We start from the raw sequence: 13,682 nt of genomic DNA on the forward strand, positions 1-13,682 counted from the left end.
GACGGCCATCCCGCCGTGCAGGCCGGCCGCCGGTCACCCCGCCGTGAACGTCGCCGGCGGCCGGCCACCGTGACGACGGTGGCCGGCCGCCGGCGCAGGTGCCGTACGGCGTCCGGACGGTCAGCAGCGGCTGATCGTCGAGTTGTTCAGCACGATGTTGCGGATCACGATGTTCTGCCCGCAGGGGCTCTCGGTGATCCGCGAATTGGTCAGGGTCAGGTTCTGCAGCGTGATGTCGCGCGACACCGGAAACTCGGTCCGCGAGGCGATCCGCACGTCCGAGCCGTTGACCGTGCCGGAGACCGCGGCGATGTTCACGTTGTAGCAGTTCTCCAACAGGATCGAGTTGCTCCCCGTACCGGAGATGTCGATCCGGTCGATGACCGCGCCGCCGGACTCGGACACGCAGAAGATGCCCCGCCCGCCGCCGCGCGCGACGACCGTACCGACCCGGATGTTCGTTGGGTAGCTGTCGCCGACCCGGCCGTTACGGTTGGCCATCCGGAACCCGGCGTACCCGGTGCCGGTGCCGGCGCCCTGGGCGTCGACCGTGCCGACGGTCGCGTTGATGGTGTCGTTGAGCAGCAGCCCGGAGTAGCCGGTGTTGCGGGCGGTGACGGTGCCGACGGTCAACCCGTCCACGCCGTACGTCTCGACCCCGTGGCTGCTGGTGCCCTGCACGTACACGTTGTCGATCCGCACGTTGCGGGAGCGCTGGCTGCGGTCGCCGTGGTTGTCGATCCGGATACCCAGGCCGGCGGAGACCCGGATGTCGATCTGGCCGAGGGTGATGTTGTTGCCGTTGCGGACGAAGATCCCGTACAGCGGGCTGCCGGTGATGTTCAGGCGGGTGACCTCGACGTCGGTGACGCCCCGGGCGTACACCACGGCCTGGTCACCGGAGCCGGAACCGGTCACGTTGACGGTGCCGCAGACCTCGAGCGTGGTGTACGACGGCAGGGACAGTCGGGAGCCGGCGCTGATCGATCCGGAGCCCCGGACGATCACCTTCTGCTTGCTGGTGCGCCCAGCCGACAGGCTGTTCACCGCCGCCTGCATGGCCGACAACATGCTGCTACCGGTGTAGAGGGTGCTGCCGCCGTTGCGTGCGGTCCAGGTGGATCCGTTGAGGACGGCCTCGGCGTTGAACCCGCCGGAGCCGCAGCCGCCGGCCGGCGGCGGGGTGGTCGGCGGTGGGTTGCCGCTGCCGACCCGGACCATCTGCCACTGCTGGTTCCAGCCGCCGACATCCTGATACTGGGAGATGATCCCGCCGTCGGCGGTGGACCACTCCCACACGTCCAGGGCCTTGCTGGTGTGCCGGTTGACGAAGCGGACGTAGCCGCTGTCGGAGTCGCGGACCCCGAAGTGCTGGCGGGTGGTGCCGTTGTCGGAGTTCTGGATCAGCTGGGTGCCGTCGTTGGCGTTCGGTAGCTCGAGGAACTTTCCGCTGTGCCGGGACCGGATCTTGTAGTAGCCGTTGCCGGCGTCGACGAACTGCCACTGCTGGACCGCCATGTCGTTACGGGTCCACTGGACGATCGGGGCGCCGTCGGAGGTGGCCCAGTTGTACAGGTCGATCGCCTTGCCGCTGTGTCGGCTGACCAGCACGTACCAGGCGCTGGTGTCGACGGTGGCGGCAGATGCGGGCGTCAGGCCGACCGTGGCGCCCGTGGCGACCATGGCGGTCGTCGCCAGCGCGACGATGCCGGTACGCCAGCGCCGCCATCTGGTGGCTGTCATTGGATCCTCCCGGAGGTACTGGACGGTCGCTGGAGGCGCTCCCACGGCAGCGCGTCAGGAAAGGGTTTTCCCAGCGTTACGGCAATGTATCGAAGGGTTTCAATCCCGTCAACCCAACCACCTCGCCCCGCCCCGCGCTCCCGACGATCTTGCGCTTGTCGTTGAACAAACGCGACATATCTTCTCGATAAGTGCAAGATCGACGCGGAAAGGTGACGTCGGTTGTCAGGTTTTGCTGGCACCGTCGGCACCATGGACACACCACTGACTGGTAGGACCGCGCTGGTGGCCGGGGCGACCCGCGGCGCCGGCCGGCAGATCGCGGTTCAACTCGGAACCGCCGGTGCCACCGTCTACGTCACCGGGCGGACCACCCGCGAACGGCGTTCCGAGATGAACCGCCCGGAGACCATCGAGGAGACCGCCGAGCTGGTCGACGCCGCCGGCGGCGTCGGCATCGCGGTCCCCACCGACCACCTGGAGCCCGACCAGGTCCAGGCACTGGTCGAGCGGATCGACCGCGAACAGGGCAAGCTGGACGTGCTGGTCAACGACATCTGGGGGGCCGACCATCTGACCGACTTCGAATCACCGGTATGGAAGCAGCCACTGGACAGTGGCCTACGGTCGCTGCGGCTGGCCATCGACACCCACCTGATCACCAGCCACTACGCGCTGCCCCTGCTGATCCGCCGACCGGGTGGGCTGGTCGTGGAGATGACCGACGGCACCGCCGACTACAACGGCACCCACTACCGGGAGTCGATCTTCTACGACACCGCCAAGAACGCCGTTCTGCGGCTGGCCTTCGCCCAGGCACAGGAGCTGCGGCCGTACGGAGGAACGGCGGTGGCGCTCAGCCCCGGCTGGATCCGGTCCGAGGCGATGTTGGAGCACTTCGAGGTGACCGAGGCGAACTGGCGCGACGGCACCGCCAAGGATCCGCACTTCGCCATCTCCGAGACACCGGTCCTGGTCGGCCGGGCGGTCGCCGCGTTGGCGGCCGATCCGCAGGTGGCCCGGTTCACCGGACAGTCGCTGTCCAGCGGACAACTGGCCAAGGAGTACGGCTTCACCGACGTCGACGGCAGCCAGCCGGACGCGTACCGCTACATCGTCGAGGTGGTGGAGACGGGCCGGCCGGCGGACACCACCGGCTACCGCTGACCCCACCAGCGGTCAGTCGGCGGCGTAGAGGGCGGTGAGTCGGGCGGCGGCAGCGCGCATCCGGTCCCGCAGCGCTGCCGGCGCGAGCACCTCCACCTCCGGTCCGAGCGCCTGCAACTGGCTGAACGCCACGTCGGGCGACTCGACGGGCAGCCGGGTGTGCACCCAGCCCTGCCCGTCGGGTGGCCCGGCCGCCGCCACCGCCACCTGGGCGGCCGGCTCCTCGACCGCCCAGCGCAGTGCCCGCAGGCCGGCCGGGCTCAGCCGTACGGTGACCTGGGTCGCGAGCACCCGGCGGACGAACTCGGCCGACCGCCGCGCCCACACCTCGCCGAGGTCGAAGCCGTCCGCCCGGGTGAACGTCGCCCCGGTCGCGACGACCGTGGCGATCCGGTCCACCCGGTAGATCCGGTGATCGTCGTCGACGGCGGCCACCAGGTACCACCCGCCGTTCTTGAGCACCAGACCGTACGGCGCGACCGTCCGCGACACCTCTGCGTCGCCCCGGCGGTAGTCCAGCCGTACCACCTGATCCTGCCAGACGGCGCGGGCCAGCACCGCCAGCGCGGGCGGTGGCTGCGCCGACCGGAACCAGCCGGGCGCGTCCAGGTGGAACCGCTGCCGGGCCCGGCCGGCGGCGTCGCGCAGCCCGGCCGGCAGCGCGGCGGTCACCTTCAGCTGGGCCACCCCGAGCGCCTCGGCCAGTCCCATGTCCCCGGCCGGCCCCGGCAACCCGGACAGGAACAGCGATTCGGCTTCGGCCCGGCTCAGCCCGGTCAGCCGGGTCCGGTAGCCGTCGAGCAGCCGGTAGCCGCCGGCCCGGCCCTGGTCGGCGTAGACCGGCACCCCGGCGGCGGACAGCGCCAGCACGTCGCGGTAGATGGTGCGTTCGGAAACCTCCAGCTCGCGGGCCAGCTCGGCGGCGGTCATCGACTCCCGTGCCTGCAGCAGCAGGACCAGCGAGATCAGCCGGGCAGCGCGCATCGGCGGAGCAGATAGGTGTCCATGATCCAGCCCTTGCGGCGGCGCGCCTCGGCGCGCGCGGTGACGATCCGGTCGGCGACTTCGTGCACCGGGCCGGCGACCAGGATCTCGTCGGGGGTGCCCAGGTAGGCGCCCCAGTAGATGTCCACCCGGTCGTCGGCGGTGAACCGGGTGAAGGCGCACTGCGCGTCGAGCATCACCACCAGGTCGTCGACGTCGGCCGGGAAGCCGTCGTCGGCGAGGCGGCGGCCGGTGGTGATCTGGACCGGCCGGCCGATCCGGTTCAGCGCGATCCGGTGCCGGGCGGTCAGCGTCGCGATGCTGCTGATCCCCGGGATGACCTGGTGGTCGAATTCGACGACGCCGCGCTCGCGCAGGTCGTCGAGGATGGCGAGGGTGCTGTCGTACAGCGCGGGGTCACCCCAGACCAGGAATGCGCCGCAGCCACCGTCGGGCAGGTCCTCGACCAGGTGCCGGGCGAAGCGGTCGGCGCGCCGGCGCCGCCAGTCCTGCACCGCCGCCGGGTAGGCCGCCGCGGTCCGGTCCCGCTCCGGGTCCGGGATCTCGACCAGCCGGTACGCCCCGGCGGTGTGCCGGCGCAGGATCTCCTGCCGCAGGGCGGTCAGATCCTGCTTGACCGGGCCCTTGTCGACGAGGAAGAACACGTCCACCCGGCGGATCGCGGCAACCGCCTGCGCGGTCAACTGGTCGGGGTCACCGGCCCCGATACCGATCACAAGAATCTCTCGCACCTGGCGAGTGTGCCCCACCGGCGGCGGGTCGGTCGCCGCGCTCTCGGCGTGGTGGCTACTCAGTGGTGTCCAGGTTTAGCGGTCGGTGGCCGCTTTTGAGCACAGTTTTGCGGCAATTGGTCGGACGGGGGAGGCGCGGGAGCCGGCGAACGGCAAGGATCGCAATATGAAGGTTCTCTTCCTGGGTGGCCCGTGGCACGACCAACGTCGCGAGGTGACCCCCCGCCGCCTCGCCGCTGCCGCGGACACCTTGCCTACGCAGTACACGGTGCCGCTGCAGTCTGGAGCCACGCCCGTCATCTACACCCGTCGCTACGCCCGCAGTCAGGGTGAGCGGCTGCCGGTCTACGTCGCCCCCGACTACTCCGGCCCGGCCCGCGCCTGACCTGCGGCGCGCAGCTGACGTGGAAGCTGGCCTACCGGCCGTTGTCGAGCCCCCGCAGCCGGTCGGCCAGCTCCCGCTCGAAGAAGTCCATGAATCCGTCCGGGTCGGGCCCGGCGTTCTGCAGCACGATGTGGTCGAAACCGGCGTCGACGTACGGTCTGACCGCTTCGAGGTGCACCGCCGGGTCCGGCCCCACGCTGAAGTGCCCGGCGATGTCGCCGGCGTCGACCATCGCCGAGGCCGCCTCGAAGTTGACCGGGTTGGGCAGCTCGCTCATCACCTTCCAGCCGGTCAGCGCCCACCGGCTGGACTCCCAGGCGGCCTTGACCGCCTGGTCGTCGTCGACCGCCCAGGCCATCGGCACCTCGGCGTACCGTGGCCCGGTGCCGCCGGCCTGCTGGAAGTGCTCGACGATCGACCCCTTCGGCTCGGTGGCGAACAGCCCGTCGCCGAGTTCGGCGGCCAGCCTCGCCGAGGCCGCCCCGCTGGCGGCGACCGCGATCACCGGCAACGTCTCCGGCAGGTCGAACACCCGGGCGTCGTCGAGCTGCAGGTGCCTGCCCTGGTACGAGTGGTAGCCGCCGGACCAGAGCAGCCGGATGATCTCCAACGCCTCGCGGAGTCGTTCGTGCCGTCCCTGGACGCTGGGGAACGGTTGACCGGTGACGTGCTCGTTGAGCCGTTCACCGGCGCCGACGCCGAGGGTGAACCGGCCGTCGGACAGCAACGCCATCGTCGCTGCGGCCTGCGCGACGATCGCCGGGTGGTAGCGCAGGCTCGGGCAGGTCACGCCGGTCGCCAGGCCGATCCGGTCGGTACGGGCGGCGATCGCGCCGAGCACACTCCAGGTGAACGGTGAGTGACCCTGGGAGTCCAGCCACGGGTGGAAATGGTCGCTGATCTCGACGAAGTCGAAGCCGACCTGTTCGGCCCGGACCGCCTGGGCGATCAGCTCGGCCGGCCCGAACGCCTCGGTGGCCAGTTTGTACCCGATCCGCATGTCGTCTCCCGGTGGTCGCCCGCGCCACGTCCGATGTCCGTGGCGCCGTCCAGGGTCTCCCTACCCGTGCCCGACGGATCTATTCACGATCGCGGTCGATCCGCAGTTTGCGCTCCAGGCTGAGGATCGCGGCCCGCAGGTCGTCGAGTCGCTGGGCGACCACGACCCGGTCGATCTCGTCCGGTACGCCGTCGCCGTCGGCGTCGTAGTCCGGCCGCAGCCGCTCGGTCATCTGCAACTGCCGGGCCTCCTCCATCGAGTTGATGATCACCGCGACGAGCACGTTGACCAGGAGGTAGGAGGCGATCAGCACGTACGAGACGAAGTAGAGCAGGGTCCAGTCGCCGACCGCCCGGCCGGCGTCGATCGCATCCGGCAGGGTCTCCAGCGACAGCAGTACGAACAGAGTCAGCACCGCCCGACCGATGTTGCCGTAGTCGTCCGGGTAGTCGTCGGCGAAGAGCAGCCAGCCGACCATCCCGTACACGTAGAGGGTCAACACGGACAGTGCCAGGAAGCCCGCGACGCCGGGCAGGCTGCGGCCGATCCCGGTCACGATGGCCCGCAGCGCAGGAAAGAAGCGCACCACCCGGGGGACCCGGGCGATCCGGGCCAGCCGCAGCAGCGTCGATCCGGCCGGCAGGCCGGGCAGTACGGCGACCGCCACCACGATGAAGTCGAAGACGTTCCAGCCGTTGCGGAAGAAGTCCTGTGGTCGCCGGCCGTAGCTGGCGACGCGGATCGCGAGTTCGACGACGAAAACGGTGAGGAAGAGCGCTTCCAGGCCGGTCAGCGCACGGTCGGCGACCGCGTTGACCGACGGGTACGTACTCAGCCCCAGGGCGACCGCGTTGGCGAGGATGACGCCCACGACGACCAGGCCGAACGGGGTGGACTCGACCAGGTCGGTGCAGCGCCGGGCGAAGTCGGGGCGATCGGTCGGCACGTCCGGGGACTCTACCGGCGGCGGTCGCCGGGCTCGACGGGTCGATCCGTGGGCCGGACCGGTGGCTCGACGCGACGCCGGTCAGTCCAGGGGTCGGGCCGGGTGGTCGGCCACGACGGCGGACAGCGTGGGAATCTGTGCCCACCCGGGCCAGTCGCTGTTGAGTACGACCTGCCCGTCGGCGTGGCGCAGGACGGTCGCGGTGTCCAACTGCAGTACGGCGTCCGCAGGGTACGCCCGGAGCAGGGCGAGCACGGCGTTGATGATCTCCCGGGTCTCCCGGTCGGCGGTCTCGACGGTGTCGACCGAGCGGAGCCGCAACAGCGCACCGACCTTCGGCTCGGCGATGCCGGCGTCCTGCCCCGATTCGACCTCCTCGGGGTCGTCGACGATCCAGGCGGTCACCGCGAGGGATTCACCGCGCCCCAGCCCGAAGTCGGTGTACTCGGCGTCGAACGCCGCCGCCAGCAGGGCGAGCACCTGTTCGCGGGTCACCTCGGCCGCGCTGTAGAGCCAGTATTCGTCCGCCACACGGGTCCTTTCGTCGTCACGGGTACAGGGCGATTACCCGGTTCCGCCTGATGGCCAGCACCTCACACAGCCCGGACACTGGTTTGCGGTGCAGGATCTGTCGGATGTCGTCCAGTTCGACGGGACTGTCGTCGAGGCTGAGTACGATTCGCTCTGCCTGGCCCTTCTTGATCTTGCGGCTGATCATTTTTCGGATTTCGCTGATCTTTTCCGTCGTGGGTGCGTAGCAGTCGAAGTATCGGCCTTCCAGCAGGTAATCCGGCTTCTTTCCGTTCGGTCGCTTCGGTGGGTTCTGTTCGAGGTGGTATCCGTACGCGGCGAGGACTTGTGCGCATTCGTTCTCCCGGCGCAGCCCGGTCTCCGGTTTCCTGGTCGGCCGCGCCGGCGTCGGCACACCCGATGGTGGCCGGGGGGCACCGGCGTGCGAGGGCAGGGTGGCCGTGCTGGTGACGGCCGAGAAGTCGGCGGCCCTGGGCCGCACCGGGATGCCCACCGCGCGGCAGTACTCCTCGATCGCGTACATCGCGGCGATGCTCGCCCGGTGGGCCTCGTCCAGTCGGCTCAATGCGCCGGCGACGTTGGCGACGGTCGTGTCGACCTCGTCGTTGCGGGAACCACGGGTCAGGTGAAGGAATTCATGCTGAGCCCTGGTCATTTTTCTGGACGTCCCGACGATTCGTGAACTGGTCCCGCTGACGTGTTCGAGGAACGCGTCGACAGCGCGGCCGACGCTGTCCAGGGTCATCTCAGACCGCGCCGGCGACGTCGGGTGCCATACCGGCGACCTTACGTCAGATCGTCCGACGCATGGAAGGTCTTCAACCTGTTGATCTTCTGTTCGTCCAGTTGTGCAAATTCCGTCGGTGGTAGTCGATCATTCCCAGTCCGGCTCACGGTGCAGCACCAGCGCACTGTTGAAGCCGTCGAAGCCCCGGGCGGCGACCAGCGCGGTCCGCCCCGGGGACTCCCGCGCCGTACGGACGAAGTCGAGGTCGCAGCCGGCGGCCGGCCGGCGCGGCGCGGCCGTCGGCGGCAGCAGCCGGTGCCGCAGCGCCAGCAGCGCGGTCGCCACGTCCAGCGCGGCGCTGCCCTGGTGCGCCCGGCCGGTCAACGGCTTCGGCGTCGTCACCGGCGGCCCCTGCGGGCCGAAGACCGCCCGCAGCGCCTGCGCCTCGGCCCGGTCGAAACGCGGTACGCCGAGCGCGTCCGGCAGGCAGACGTCCACGTCCACGGGTGCCACCCCGGCGCTCTCCAGCGCCCGCCAGATGGCGCGCGCGTACTGGCCGACGTCACCGCCGCTGTGCCGGTCGGTGTGCCGGGCGTCGTGGCTGGCACCCCAGCCGGCGACCTCGCCGTAGACGACCGGCGCGCCCCGGGCCAGTGCGTGCCCCAGTTCCTCGACGACCAGCACCGCGCCGCCCTCACCCGGCAGGTAACCGGCGGCGTCGACGTCGAACGGCAGGTACGCCGACTCCGGGTCGGTGCCGGTGCTGAGCAGCCCGCCGCGCAGCTGACAGGCCAGGGCGTACGGGCTCAGCGCGCATTCGGTGGCACCGGCGAGCACCACGTCGGCACCGCGCCGGATGGTCCGGGCGGCGTGCGCGAGGCTGTCCAGGCCGCCGGCGGCCTCGGCGACGAGCACCCCGCAGGCGCCCTTGAACTGGTGGGCGATGGAGAGCTGGCCGACGCTGGCCGCGTAGAACCAGGCGATCGACTGGTACGCCCCGACGGTGCGCCCCGGTCGGCTCCACAGCCGCTGCAGTTCCCGCTGCCCGAACAGGTTGCCCCCGGACGAGCTGGCCAGGGCGACCGCGTACCGGTCGGGGTCGGTGGCGGTCTCCGGCAGCCCGGCGTCGGCCAGGGCCAGTCGGGCACCGGCGAAACCGAGGTGGGTCCACCGGTCGGTCTGCACCGCCCGCCGGTTGTCGGTCCACTGCAGGGCGTCGAAGTCGGCCACCTCGCCGGCCAGGGTGACCGGGTACGGCTGCGGGTCGAACAGGCTGATCCGCCCGGTACGCACCTGCCCGGCCAGGGTCGCTTTCCAGTGCGCGTCGGCGCCCAGCCCGGTCGGCGCCACCACCCCGATGCCGGTGACCACCGCCCGTCGCCGGCCGTGGCGCGGCAGTGCCTCGTCGTCGTTCACCGTGGGGTCCTTTCCGGACGGGCGAAGACCATCGCCGACTGGAAACCGCCGAAGCCGCTGCCGACCGACAACGCGACGTCGACCGGCAGCTCACGGGCGGTGTTCGGGACGTAGTCGAGGTCGCACTCCGGGTCCCGGGTCCGCCAGTTGGCGGTCGGCGGGACCACGCCGTGGGCCATCGCCAGGGCGCAGGCCGCCATCTCGATCGACCCGATCGCGCCGAGCGAGTGCCCGACCATCGACTTGATCGAGCTGATCGGCACCCGGTACGCGGCGTCGCCGAGCGCCCGTTTGAACGCGGCGGTCTCGTGCCGGTCGTTCTGCCGGGTGCCGGAGCCGTGCGCGCTGACGTACGACACGTCGTCGGGGCGCAGCCGGGCCTGGTCCATCGCGTCGACGATGGCCAGCGCCATCTCCGCACCGTCGGGCCGCAGCCCGGTCATGTGGTAGCCGTTGCTGCGGGTGGCGTACCCGCCCACCTCGCAGTAGATCCGCGCGCCGCGCCGCCGCGCGTGGTCGAACTCCTCCAGCACCAGCACGGCGGCCCCCTCGGCGAGGACGAAGCCGTGCCGGTCGTTGTCGAACGGCCGGCTGGCGTGCGCCGGGTCGTCGTTGTCCGGGCTGGTCGCCCCGATCGCGTCGAACGAGGCGACGGTGACCGGCGAGATCGGCGAGTCGGCGGCTCCGGCGAGCATCACGTCGGCGTCACCGTCGACGATCAACTGGTGGGCGTAGCCGATCGCGTCGATGCCGGAGGTGCAGCCGGTGGAGACGACCTGGGCCGGGCCGTGCAGCCCGTGCCGGCAGGCCACGTCAGCGGCGAGGCTGCTGGGCACCAGGGCCTGATACAGGTACGGCGTGGTGCGGTCCGGGTCGACCAGCCAGTGGCTGCCCGAGTCGCTGGCCACCACGTACTCCTGTTCCAGGGCCATGGTGCCGCCGACGGCCGAGCCGAGCGCTACCCCGGCCCGCTGCCGGCCGGCGTCGTCCAGGCTCAGCCCGGCGTCGGCGACCGCCTCGTCCGCGCAGGCCAGCGCGAACTGTACGTACCGGTCGGCGCGGCGGATCTCGCGTGGCCCGAGCCCGGCGGCGACCGGGTCGAAGTCGCATTCGGCGGCGATCTGGGAGCGGAACGGTGCCGGGTCGAAGAAGCTGATCCGGCGGGTGGCGGTCCGCCCGGCGGTGATCGTCGCCCAGAAGCTGTCCCGGGTCGCCCCGCCGGGGGCGACCACCCCGATGCCGGTGACGACGGTCCGCCGGGGCGACCCGGGCGCGGTCACTGCTGTCCGCCGTACGGTGTCGCCGACCGCGACCGGGCGCTGCCGTTCGTGCCGTGCCCGGTCGTGTCGGTGCCGTTGGTCTGCGGCCCGTTGGTCTCCGGCCCTGGTCCGAGCACGGCCGGTCCCTCGGTGTCGACGTGGCCGAGTTCCGGTCGGGGTGCCAGCGGGCTGAGGTGGAACACCACCTCGGCCGGACCCCGGCCGACGTTGCGCAGCCGGTGGCGGGTGTTCATCGGGACGAACAGCGCCTCGGCGCGACGGACCGCGACCGGCAGGTCGTCCAGGTCGACGATGATCTCACCGCGCGCGACATAGAGAAATTCCTCGCTGTACGGGTGGTAGTGCTCGTTGATCCGCTCACCGGGGCGCAGCACCGCCATGCCGAGGAATCCCGAGGTGCTGCCGACGGTCCGGGGGCCGAGCAGCACCCGCAGTTCACCGCCCCGGCGGCGGTCGGGGGTGAGGTCGCGGGCGGCGACGAAGCGGGGGTCGTTCACTGCCGGCCTCCAGTGGTGTCGGCGGTACGGGCCAGGGTCTCGATTCGGTCCCGGATGATGTCCAGCTGGATCCGGCTGTTGGTGTTGATCCGTGCGGTCATCGCGGCGTCGTCCAGTGGCGCGTCCGGGCGCATTGCGAAGTCCTGCAGCCAGGTCATCCGGGTGCCTTCGGGGACCTCGGTGTAGTCCCAGCGGATCCGCATGTACTCGAACGGTCCGGTCTCCACCCGTTGCGCCAGCACCCGCCGACGTTGCCGGTCGGCGGTGCGTTCGCTCACCCAGCTCCAGGCGATGCCGTTCTCGTCGGGGTGCATGGTCAGCCGGAACCGGACCGTGTCGCCCCGTCGGTGCAGGATCTGCACCGACGCGTACTCGGTGAACAGGTCGGGCCAGCGGCTGACGTCGTTGGTGACCTCCCAGACCAGGTCCAGCCCGGCGGCGATCACCACGCTGTTCTCGGTGTGGCCGGGCGGAACCGGTGCGACCCCGGTGGTGGCCGGCGTCGCCCCGGCGGTGGTCGGCGCGGTCTCGGCGGTGGTGGAGCCGCCGGTGTCCAGCGCGGCGGCGACCAGGTCGGCGATCTGCGTGATGGTCAGCTCCGCGCTGTCCGACGGGATCCGGACCTGGTACTGGTCGGCCACCACGGCCTGCAGCTCCAGCAGGGCCAGCGAGTCCATGCCGAGCTCGGCCAGCGACGCCGACGGGGCGTCGGCGGCGCTGGCGGCGTCCAGTCCGCAGTTGCGGACCAGGATCGCGGTGATGTCGGCGGTGGTGACCGGCCGGTGCTGATCGGTGATGCTCATCCGTCCCCTCCTCGGTGGTGGAACTGCGCGGTCATCGGCGGGTGCGGTCCGCCGGAGGCGGCCCGACCAGCCGGTCGACCAGGGATGTCGTCAGTCGTCCCTTGCGGAACGCGGCGTCGTCGAGGACCCGGCGCAGGAACGGGATCGTGGTACGGACCCCGGGGCCGTCGATCTGGAACTCGCTGAGCGCGCGTTCCATCCGGTTCAGTGCCTGGTCCCGTTCGGGCGCCCAGACGACGACCTTGGCCAGCAGCGGGTCGTAGTGCGGGCCGACGACGTACCCGGGGTAGCCGTGCGTGTCGACCCGGGTGAACGGCCCGCCCGGTACGACGAACCGGTCCAGCCGCCCGGCGGTCGGCGCGAAGCCGCGCTGCGGATCCTCGGCGTTGACCCGGCATTCGATCGCGACGCCGCGCGGCCGGATGTCCGGCTGGCGCAGCCGCAGCGGGGTGCCGCAGGCGACGTGGATCTGTTCCTGCACCAGGTCCACCCCGGTGATCATCTCGGTGACCGGGTGCTCCACCTGGATCCGGCAGTTGATCTCGATGAAGTGGAACTGGTCGTGCTCGTCGACGAGGAACTCGAACGTGCCGGCGCCGACGTAGCCGACCGCCAGCGCGCCGCGCAACGCGACCGCCGCCATCTCGTCGAGCATCGCCGCAGGCAGCGTCGGCGCCGGCCCCTCCTCGATGAGTTTCTGGTGCCGACGCTGCACCGAGCAGTCCCGGGTGCCCAGGTGTACGCCGTTGCCGTGGCCGTCGCAGAGCACCTGCACCTCGACGTGCCGGGCCTGGGTCAGGAACCGTTCCAGGTAGACCCGGTCGTCGCCGAAGACGGCGCGGGCCGCCTGCCGGGTCCGGTGGTACGCCGCCGCGAGCTCAGGTTCGGCTCCGACCACGGTCATGCCCCGGCCGCCGCCGCCGGCCGCCGCCTTGATGATCACCGGGTAGCCGATCTCGGCGGCGACCGTGGCGGCGTGCGCGGCGCTGACCACCGGCTCCTGGCTGCCCGGCGGCAACGGCAGCCCGGCGGCGCCGAGCACCGTACGGGCCTTGGCCTTGTCGCCGAGGGCGAGCATCACCGACGGCGGCGGGCCGATGAAGACCAGACCGTTCTCGGCGCAGATCTCGGCGAAGTCGGCGTCCTCGGACAGGAAACCGTAGCCGGGATGGACCGCCTGTGCGCCGGTGCGCCGGGCCGCTTCGACGATGGCCGCTGCGTTGAGGTAGCTGGCCCGGCTGGGTGCCGGGCCGATGTGGACGGTCTCGTCGGCGAACCGGACCACCGCCGAGTCGCGGTCGGCGGTGGAGTGCACGGCGACGGTCTTCACCCCGAGTTCCCGGCAGGCCCGGGCGACCCGCAGCGCGATCTCACCCCGGTTGGCGATCAGGACCTTCTCGAACATGGTGCCCGCCTCTCTGCGCCGATCCCTCGGCGGTCTTCTCGGCCCG

Annotated in this window: 13 protein-coding genes and 1 pseudogene; 2 read left to right on the forward strand and 12 right to left on the reverse strand. The window is 71.3% G+C overall.

From position 1 onward, the window contains the following. Positions 1 to 120: 120 nt before the first annotated feature. On the reverse strand, positions 121 to 1,683 hold the full coding sequence (locus tag O7608_RS10250) for an RICIN domain-containing protein (protein WP_289210849.1): 1,563 nt from the start codon (positions 1,681 to 1,683) through the stop codon (positions 121 to 123). A 312-nt stretch (positions 1,684 to 1,995) separates the two neighbouring features. On the opposite strand from O7608_RS10250, the gene O7608_RS10255 reads away from it, so the two are divergent. Beyond that, complete coding sequence (locus O7608_RS10255) at positions 1,996 to 2,910, forward strand: SDR family oxidoreductase (protein ID WP_289209718.1); 915 nt, start codon at positions 1,996 to 1,998, stop codon at positions 2,908 to 2,910. A 12-nt stretch (positions 2,911 to 2,922) separates the two neighbouring features. Here the strand turns inward: O7608_RS10255 and O7608_RS10260 are convergent, their stop codons facing one another. Beyond that, positions 2,923 to 3,894 (reverse strand): helix-turn-helix transcriptional regulator, encoded by a 972-nt coding sequence (locus O7608_RS10260; RefSeq protein ID WP_289209719.1) that lies wholly within the window; start codon positions 3,892 to 3,894, stop codon positions 2,923 to 2,925. Beyond that, positions 3,876 to 4,646, reverse strand: coding sequence for a precorrin-6A synthase (deacetylating) (cobF, locus tag O7608_RS10265; protein ID WP_289209720.1), 771 nt, complete (start codon positions 4,644 to 4,646; stop codon positions 3,876 to 3,878). Before cobF ends, O7608_RS10260 begins: the two co-directional genes overlap by 19 nt. Before the next feature lie 166 nt (positions 4,647 to 4,812). Between cobF and O7608_RS10270 the strand changes: the two genes are divergently transcribed. Beyond that, entirely contained in the window at positions 4,813 to 5,031 is a 219-nt protein-coding gene (locus O7608_RS10270) for a hypothetical protein (protein ID WP_282229254.1), read from the forward strand. Positions 5,032 to 5,062: 31 nt separating this feature from the next. On the opposite strand, the gene O7608_RS10275 is transcribed toward O7608_RS10270, so the two are convergent. The 9 genes and pseudogenes from O7608_RS10275 to O7608_RS10315 form a co-directional block, all read right to left on the reverse strand. Further along, positions 5,063 to 6,031 carry a TIGR03557 family F420-dependent LLM class oxidoreductase gene (locus O7608_RS10275; protein ID WP_289209721.1) on the reverse strand — a complete coding sequence of 323 codons (969 nt, stop codon included), beginning with the start codon at positions 6,029 to 6,031 and terminating at the stop codon, positions 5,063 to 5,065. A 79-nt stretch (positions 6,032 to 6,110) separates the two neighbouring features. Beyond that, positions 6,111 to 6,977 carry an ion transporter gene (locus O7608_RS10280; protein WP_289209722.1) on the reverse strand — a complete coding sequence of 289 codons (867 nt, stop codon included), beginning with the start codon at positions 6,975 to 6,977 and terminating at the stop codon, positions 6,111 to 6,113. A gap of 81 nt (positions 6,978 to 7,058) precedes the next feature. Continuing rightward, positions 7,059 to 7,508, reverse strand: coding sequence for a SitI3 family protein (locus O7608_RS10285; RefSeq protein ID WP_289209723.1), 450 nt, complete (start codon positions 7,506 to 7,508; stop codon positions 7,059 to 7,061). 16 nt (positions 7,509 to 7,524) lie between these two features. Continuing rightward, positions 7,525 to 8,253 (reverse strand): CdiA C-terminal domain-containing protein, encoded by a 729-nt coding sequence (locus O7608_RS10290; RefSeq protein WP_289209724.1) that lies wholly within the window; start codon positions 8,251 to 8,253, stop codon positions 7,525 to 7,527. A gap of 129 nt (positions 8,254 to 8,382) precedes the next feature. Further along, positions 8,383 to 9,651, reverse strand: coding sequence for a beta-ketoacyl synthase N-terminal-like domain-containing protein (locus O7608_RS10295; protein WP_289209725.1), 1,269 nt, complete (start codon positions 9,649 to 9,651; stop codon positions 8,383 to 8,385). Then, positions 9,648 to 10,931, reverse strand: a complete 1,284-nt coding sequence (locus O7608_RS10300) for a beta-ketoacyl-[acyl-carrier-protein] synthase family protein (RefSeq protein ID WP_289209726.1) — start codon at positions 10,929 to 10,931, stop codon at positions 9,648 to 9,650. The genes O7608_RS10295 and O7608_RS10300 overlap by 4 nt, the downstream gene beginning before the upstream one ends. Before the next feature lie 125 nt (positions 10,932 to 11,056). Further along, positions 11,057 to 11,428 (reverse strand): annotated as a pseudogene (locus tag O7608_RS10305) (cupin domain-containing protein); the annotation flags it as partial. Continuing rightward, positions 11,425 to 12,231 (reverse strand): SRPBCC family protein, encoded by an 807-nt coding sequence (locus O7608_RS10310; protein WP_289209727.1) that lies wholly within the window; start codon positions 12,229 to 12,231, stop codon positions 11,425 to 11,427. The gene O7608_RS10310 and the pseudogene O7608_RS10305, both read right to left, overlap by 4 nt. Before the next feature lie 31 nt (positions 12,232 to 12,262). Then, on the reverse strand, positions 12,263 to 13,636 hold the full coding sequence (locus O7608_RS10315) for an acetyl-CoA carboxylase biotin carboxylase subunit (RefSeq protein WP_289209728.1): 1,374 nt from the start codon (positions 13,634 to 13,636) through the stop codon (positions 12,263 to 12,265). Positions 13,637 to 13,682: the final 46 nt, after the last annotated feature.

This window comes from Solwaraspora sp. WMMA2056 (assembly GCF_030345095.1).
In the GTDB taxonomy this organism is placed as follows: Bacteria; Actinomycetota; Actinomycetes; order Mycobacteriales; family Micromonosporaceae; genus Micromonospora_E.

Bases quoted from the DNA above. Each gene is read 5' to 3' on its own strand.
- O7608_RS10250 (WP_289210849.1), bottom strand. From the start codon at position 1,683: ATGGTCGCCACGGGCGCCACGGTCGGCCTGACGCCCGCATCTGCCGCC.
- O7608_RS10255 (WP_289209718.1), top strand. From the start codon at position 1,996: ATGGACACACCACTGACTGGTAGGACCGCGCTGGTGGCCGGGGCGACC.
- O7608_RS10260 (WP_289209719.1), bottom strand. From the start codon at position 3,894: ATGCGCGCTGCCCGGCTGATCTCGCTGGTCCTGCTGCTGCAGGCACGG.
- O7608_RS10270 (WP_282229254.1), top strand. From the start codon at position 4,813: ATGAAGGTTCTCTTCCTGGGTGGCCCGTGGCACGACCAACGTCGCGAG.
- O7608_RS10275 (WP_289209721.1), bottom strand. From the start codon at position 6,031: ATGCGGATCGGGTACAAACTGGCCACCGAGGCGTTCGGGCCGGCCGAG.
- O7608_RS10290 (WP_289209724.1), bottom strand. From the start codon at position 8,253: ATGACCCTGGACAGCGTCGGCCGCGCTGTCGACGCGTTCCTCGAACAC.
- O7608_RS10310 (WP_289209727.1), bottom strand. From the start codon at position 12,231: ATGAGCATCACCGATCAGCACCGGCCGGTCACCACCGCCGACATCACC.
- O7608_RS10315 (WP_289209728.1), bottom strand. From the start codon at position 13,636: ATGTTCGAGAAGGTCCTGATCGCCAACCGGGGTGAGATCGCGCTGCGG.